Annotated in this window: 3 protein-coding genes and 1 pseudogene; 1 reads left to right on the top strand and 3 read right to left on the bottom strand. The window is 73.9% G+C overall.

Annotated features, from left to right (window positions below; genetic code table 11):
• Window positions 1–707, bottom strand: a pseudogene (locus K6I34_RS31220) (SWF or SNF family helicase); the annotation flags it as partial.
• Window positions 704–3,613 (bottom strand): DEAD/DEAH box helicase, encoded by a 2,910-nt coding sequence (locus tag K6I34_RS31215; RefSeq protein WP_229331201.1) that lies wholly within the window; start codon window positions 3,611–3,613, stop codon window positions 704–706. The gene K6I34_RS31215 and the pseudogene K6I34_RS31220, both read right to left, overlap by 4 nt.
• Before the next feature lie 261 nt (window positions 3,614–3,874).
• Between K6I34_RS31215 and K6I34_RS31210 the strand changes: the two genes are divergently transcribed.
• Window positions 3,875–4,054, top strand: a complete 180-nt coding sequence (locus tag K6I34_RS31210; RefSeq protein WP_229331199.1) for a hypothetical protein — start codon at window positions 3,875–3,877, stop codon at window positions 4,052–4,054.
• Between the two features lie 33 nt (window positions 4,055–4,087).
• On the opposite strand, the gene K6I34_RS31205 is transcribed toward K6I34_RS31210, so the two are convergent.
• Window positions 4,088–5,099: TolB family protein (locus K6I34_RS31205; RefSeq protein ID WP_374231073.1), on the bottom strand; the 1,012-nt coding region annotated here is incomplete at its 5' end.

The following is a 5,099-nucleotide window of genomic DNA, read 5'->3' as shown; positions in this document are numbered from 1 at the left end:
ACCGGAGGGGGCGGGGCCGGCAGCGGCGGTACGAGGAAGCCCGCTGCGAAGGTCTCGCGTGCCGGGACGCCGTACGGTGCGTCGGTTCCGGGCCCGGCCGCTCGCTCGGCGGCGTGTGCGGCACTGCGGGACTGAAGTTCTTCCAGCAGCTCCCGCTCCCCGCGACCGCGCAACAGCAGCAGGACGAACGGGTCCTGGTCGAGCAGGCGCGCCACTTGGTAGCACAGGGCCGCGGTGTGCGCGCAGTGGTCCCAGGCACCGCAGCCGCACTCCGGCTCCAGGTCGCCGATGCCGGGCAGCAGCTCCACACCGGCCGCCAGCGCGTCCTCGGCCAGGTGCGGCGGTATGTCGCGGTCGAGCAGTGCGGCGATGTACCCGGCCCGGTCGGCCACCAGGTCCAGCAGCCGCTCCCACGCGTCCGCCGGGAGTTCCTGGACCGTCACGTCGGAGCGGTGCGGCGTGCCGTCGTGGTCCCGGACGAGGGCCGTGAGGCGGCCTGCCCGGACCGACACCGCGCCCACCGCGCCCGCGCGCGCGTGCCTGCGCCCGGCCTTCAGCTGCCGGCCGTCGAGCGCGGTGTCCTCCAGTGCCTTGAGCCAGGCCTCTCCCCACCAGCTCCGGGCGAAGGCGCGTCCGCGCTCGGGCGGCAGGGCGGCGAAGGTGCGCTCGTCGTCGTTGTTGTCGTGGTTGTCGTCGTGTCCGGTCATCGTCCAGTCCCCCTGAGTGCGACGAGTTCGGCGAGTTCCGCATCGGTCAGTTCCGTCAGTGCCGCCTCCCCGGCGCCGAGGACCGCGTCCGCGAGTGCCTGTTTGCGCGTGAGCATCTCCGCGATCCGGTCCTCGACCGTCCCCTCGGCGATCAGCCGGTGCACCTGCACCGGCTGGGTCTGGCCGATGCGGTAGGCACGGTCGGTCGCCTGCGCCTCCACCGCCGGGTTCCACCAGCGGTCGAAGTGCACCACGTGACCGGCGCGGGTGAGGTTCAGGCCCGTACCGGCGGCCTTCAACGACAGGAGGAACACGGGAACCTCACCGTCCTGGAAGCGCCGCACCATCTCCTCGCGCCGTGGCACGGGAGTGCCGCCGTGCAGGAGCTGCGCGGATACGCCCCGGGCGGCCAGGTGCCGCTCCAGGATCCGGGCCATCCCGACGTACTGCGTGAAGACCAGCACGCTCGCGCCCTCGGCCAGGATCGTGTCCAGCAGCTCGTCCAGCAGCTCGACCTTGCCCGAACGGCCCGGGACGCGCGGGGAGTCCTCCTTCAGGAACTGCGCCGGGTGGTTGCAGATCTGCTTCAGGCCGGTGAGCAGCTTGACGATCAGCCCGCGCCGTTCGAAGCCGTCCGCCGCCTCCACCTCGGCGAGGATCTCCCGGACGGCGGCCTCGTACAGGGCCGCCTGTTCCTTGGTGAGCGCGACCGCCCGGTCGGTCTCCGTCTTCGGCGGCAGCTCGGGCGCGATGCCCGGGTCGGACTTGCGCCGCCGCAGCAGGAACGGGCGGACGAGCGCGGAGAGCCGTTCCGCGGCGGCCGGATCGGCACCGCCTTCGACGGCCTGCGCGTAGCGCCTGCGGAAGGATCCCAGCGAACCCAGCAGGCCGGGCGTCGTCCAGTCGAGGATCGCCCACAGCTCGGACAGGTTGTTCTCCACCGGAGTGCCGGAGAGCGCGACGCGCGCCTTGGCGCCGATGGTGCGCAGCTGCTTCGCGGTGTCGGAGTACGGGTTCTTCACGTGCTGCGCCTCGTCGGCGACGACCAGCCCCCAGCCCGTCCCGGCCAGCCGCTCCGCGTCCAGGCGCATCGTGCCGTACGTGGTGAGGACGAACTCCCCGTCCGCCACGCCGTCCAGACTCCGTGCCGGGCCGTGGAAGCGGCGGACGGGCGTACCGGGGGCGAACTTCTCGATCTCGCGCTGCCAGTTGCCCATCAGGGAAGTGGGGCACACGACCAGCGTCGGCCCGGCCGTTTCGGGCAGCGTGCGGCGGTGCAGGTGCAGGGCGATGAGAGTGATGGTCTTGCCGAGCCCCATGTCGTCGGCGAGACAGCCGCCGAGGCCGAGCGAGGTCATGCGGTGCAGCCAGTCGAGCCCGCGCACCTGGTAGTCGCGCAGGGTGGCGGTGAGCGCGGCGGGCTGGGCGACGGGCTCCCGCGTGCTCTCGGGGTCGGCGATACGGTCGCGCAGCGCGGCCAGCCAGCCGGTGGCCTGTACGTCGACGGTCTCCTCTCCGTCGCCGTCCTTCTCCGCCCGGGCATGTCCGGTGAGCGCCGCGCCGAGTGCCTCCACGGGCGTCAGCTCGCGGTCCTTGCGGTCGCGGGCACGGCGTACGGTCTCGGGGTCGACGAGCACCCATCGGTCGCGCAGCCGCACGGCGGGTCTGCTGGCCTCGGCGAGGCGGTCGAGTTCGGCCTGGGTGACCTCCAGGCCGCCCAGGGCGAAGCGCCAGCTGAAGGTGAGCGGCGCGTCGGCCGACAGGAGGGACGGCATGCCCGGGCGGGCGGTGTCCGGGCCGTCCTCGCGACCGTCCGGCGGGCCGACGACCGCGTGCGCGGTGAGCTTGCGGACCAGATCCTTCGGCCAGTGCACCTGGACCCCGGCGGCGTCCAGCGCCTCGGACGCGGCGCCGAGGAGCTCGCCGACCTCCTCGTCGGCCAGGTCGAGGGCGTCGGGTACCGCGGCGGAGAGCAGTGGGGCGAGCGCGGGCCAGGCGTGTGCGGCACGGCGGAGCGCGAGCAGGGCGTTCATGCGTGCTCCCCGGCCGAGCGCGGCCGCCAGGGGAGAGGAGCCGGACCACACCTCGGCGGCGTCCGCGACGAGTGCGGGGTCGGCGAGGCTGTGCACCTGCAGGACGGCCCGGAAGCGGGGCGGGGCGCTGTCGGTGTCCGGCGCCGCGAGTTCGATCCCGAGCACTTCGACACGGAGGGAGAGCCGGACGCCCGCGTCGTGCCCCGCGGCCACGCTGTCCGCCCAGGCGCGCTGTTCGGGCAGGCGCCTGGGCGCGGGAGCCGCGAAGGCGGGGCCACCCGCGGCGAGAGCCGCGGCGGGGGAACGCGGGAGGCCGTCGGCGACGGCGTCCAGGAAGGAGCGCAGGAGCCGTTCCGGCGCGGGGAGCAGGAGCGGGCCACCGTTGCCGTCGTTGTCGTCGGGGAGCGGCACGGCGTGTGCCGAAGGTGGCATGGCGGCGGCCAGTTCGCGTACCCGGGTCATGTCCTCGGGCGCGAGTGGTCCGACCCGCCAGGCGTCGTGGTCGGTGGCGCTCAGACCGGGCAGCAGCCGCCCGCGGGCGGCGAGCTGGAGCGCGAGCACCGCGGCGGCGCCCCAGAAGGCGGCGGCCTCGTCGGCGCGCGCGGCGCGGGCACGGGTGAGGACGGGCAGGGCGTCGCGCACGGGCAGCGTCACGGCCCGGACGGTCGTGGTGGTGACGCCGGGGCCGTCGGCGACGACGACCGTCAGGTTCTCGACGTCGCCCAGCGCGGCGGGCGGGTCGTCGTTCGGCCGCCAGAAGGCCACGCGGCCGGTGCGTGCGGGGTCGCCGGGCAGGAAGACCGCCGAACAGCGTGCGAGGAGGGAGATCTCGGAGGGTGTAGCGGCAGAGGGCGGGGTCACGGCGCTGCGCATTCCTCAAATTTGACTAGCTGGTGAGCGGCCGAGGATACAGAGGGAAGTTATCGGAGGCGATCATTCCGAGTGTGATGCGTGGCACATACTGGGATGGGGGACGTGCGGGCCGCTCCGTGCGGCGGAAGGCGTACGGCCTGGGTCCGGGCAAGGAACGGTACGGCTCCGCCGGACGTTCTCCGGACGGACGGCGGCGGGGAACCCGCACGACGCTGCCCGGCGTTCCCGGGGCAGGCGGCAGCCGCCGAAGGAGGCACGCGCATGAACACCAAGACCAAGATCGCGATCGGCGGTGTGGCGGTCGGGGCCGTCCTGCTGGCCCTCAACTTCTGGATAGGGCTGCTCGTGATAGTGGGCGTGCCTGTCGGCGCCTATCTGCTGCTGGACCCCGAACAGCGCAAGCGGCTGCGCCGGGTCTCCCGCAAGCAACTGGGGCGCTAGCCCCGCGCCGGTCCGGCCCTTCGGCGGCCGGGGTCAGCCGGTGAACGCCGGGGCGAGGGCGGCGGTCATCAGGAGGGACGGCGCTCCGGAGCCGTCCGCGGGCACGGTCCACAGGTCGGAGCCGTAGTCGCCCGGCAGGGAGTAGACGAGCGTGTGTCCGTCGCGCCAGACCGCTTGGTCGTCGACGTTCCGGCGCTCCGCCGTCGCGCTCTCGCGCAGCGTGCGCAGGTCCAGGACGTAGAGGCGCCAGGGCGCGTCGGAGGAGGCGCCCTCGACGCGCTTCTTGTAGGCGATGTGCGTCCCGTCGGGTGAGAGGGAAGGGCATTCGACGTTCGTGTGCAGCGTGCGGAGCGTCCGGTCGGTGCGATCGCCGCGGACGAGATAGGTCCGCCCGCCGGTGGCGGCGGTCGCGTAGAAGTGCGTGTCGTCGGCGAACGTGACGCCCCAGACGTTGAGATCGGCCGTCCGGTGGGGGCGGTCGTCCAGGAGGAGCCGGTAGTCCTCGAGGTCGCGGTCCAGGCTCCAGGTACGGGTGTCGAGCACCGAGGTGCGCGTGGAGAACGCCGTCCCCGCGTAGGAGTCACCACTGACGAAGACGGTCCACGCGACGCTCCGGCCGCTGGGGGAGACCCTGGCCCGGGTCGGCACGCCCGCCAGGTCGTAGTGCCGCAGTTCGCGCAGGTGCGCGTCGAGGACCACGGCGCGGTAGCTGTCACGGAGCCTGCCGTGCACGGCCTGCAGACAGATACCGGTGCCACTGGCCGCGTGGAAGCGCAGACAGCGGACGCCGGAAGACGTACGGGGGCCGGCCGGATCGTCCGCGGGGACGGCGGAGATCTCGTCGCGGTGAGGGCCCCAGGCCATGTTCCGGAAGACGCTCCGGCCCGGCGCGCCGAGGACGACGCTGCCGGGGCGGACGCGGGGGTCGCCCGGCCGTGCGTGATCCTTCTCGGCGGCCCGGTCCGCGGCGTGCAGGGTGGCGCCGACCGCGACACCGCCCAGGACGAGCACGGCGGCGAGCAGGGCCAGGAGGCGGGGCATACGG

The sequence above is a fragment of the Streptomyces sp. UNOC14_S4 genome (assembly GCF_020740835.1).
Classification (GTDB): Bacteria; Actinomycetota; Actinomycetes; order Streptomycetales; family Streptomycetaceae; genus Streptomyces.
This window is presented reverse-complemented; position numbering and strand designations above follow the sequence as displayed.